This is a genomic window from Microcystis sp. M53603_WE2 (assembly GCF_030065435.1).
In genome coordinates this window covers 1-1,429 of sequence record NZ_JASJFF010001089.1, presented here as the reverse complement: position 1 = coordinate 1,429, position 1,429 = coordinate 1, and the positions used below count along the sequence as shown (strand labels likewise).

Below are 1,429 nucleotides of genomic sequence, written 5' to 3'. Positions count from 1 at the left end.
CAGCTATTGTCTCAGTTTGAGGATTTGATCGCTGCCTATGAACCGGGTAAAGCTTTGACTTTTTCAGTTTCCGTGGATGTGGCCCCGACAATTATTCTCGGAGATTACGAAAATCTGAGCGTTACTGCCGAAGAAACCGTTTATGATCCCGAATCCGTGGAAAATTGGTTTAAAGAGCGTCAAGAACAGTTAGCGACATTGGTTCCCGTGGAAGATCGCGGGGCGCAGCTGGGAGATGTGGCGATCGTTGATTATCGGGGAAAATCCGCCGAAACTGGCGAAGATATCCCGGATATTGACGGCGAAGATCTGCGGGTGGATATGGAAGCAGGACGCTTTATCGAGGGGATGGTGGAAGGAATTATCGGCATGAAACCGGAAGAAGTCAAAGAGATGACTTTAACTTTCCCAGAAGATTATCCGAAAGAGGATGTGGCAGCAAAAGCGGTAATCTTTACAATTACGATGAAAGAGTTAAAGGCAAAGGAATTACCAGAGCTTGACGACGATTTTGCCCAAGAAGTCAGCGATCAGGAAACAATCGCCGAATTAAGAGCAAGTTTAGAGAAACGTTTCCAAGAACAAGCGGAGAAGGAAACCAAAGAAAGCATTTATGACGCTTTAACCAAGGAATTGGTCAAGGGTGCGACTTTAGATTTACCGGAGACGCTGATCGAAAAGGAAGTGACGCATATTTTGACCCAAAGCTTCATGCAGTTCCAACAAATGGGGCTAGATGTCAACCAGTTGTTTACAAAAGATAATATTCCCAAAATGCGGGAAAACACCCGTCCCGATGCGATCGAAAGTCTGAAACAGACTCTCGTGGTGCAGGAATTGGCTAAAGTCGCAGGCATTGAAGTCAGTCCCGAAGCGGTAACGGAAAAAATCGCTAATATCATGGCCCAATTGTCCGATCGCGACATAGATAGGCAGCGTCTGGAACAGGTGATCACCGAAGAAATCCTGGCGGAAAACACCCTGGCATGGCTGAAGGAAAAGGCTACTATCACCCTCGTCCCCAAAGGTTCCCTAGAGGAAGAAACAAGCGAGGAAGAGGAAACAGAAGAAACCTTAGCATTCACCGAAGTGGAAGTGTTGGCAGCCGAGGAAGAATAACCGTAAGGAGTTAGCAGTCGTGTTGGGGTGTTGGGGTTTTAGGGTATTGCTTGAATTCCCCCATTCCCCCATCCCCTGATCACTGATAGCTGATCACTGATAGCTGATCACTGATAGCTGATCACTGATCACTGATAACTGATAACTGATAACTGATAACTGATAACTGGTTATGAACCATTCTTGACACCCCCTAGTCTAAAGGGACAGGCATCCAGGGAGGGTAATGATCAGGGTGATAACCAATAAGCAAACAAGTGTGAGCGATCGAGAGTTAATCTTAAAATGTCAAAGGGGTGATAGGGGTGCT

1 protein-coding gene and 1 pseudogene are annotated in these 1,429 nt (G+C 46.4%); both read left to right on the top strand.

Annotated elements, in window-relative coordinates; translation table 11 throughout:
- A partial coding sequence (tig, locus tag PX481_RS22970; protein WP_288096253.1) for a trigger factor occupies positions 1–1,119 on the top strand: 1,119 nt, incomplete at its 5' end.
- A gap of 226 nt (positions 1,120–1,345) precedes the next feature.
- Positions 1,346–1,429 (top strand): annotated as a pseudogene (locus PX481_RS29895) (sigma-70 family RNA polymerase sigma factor); the annotation flags it as partial.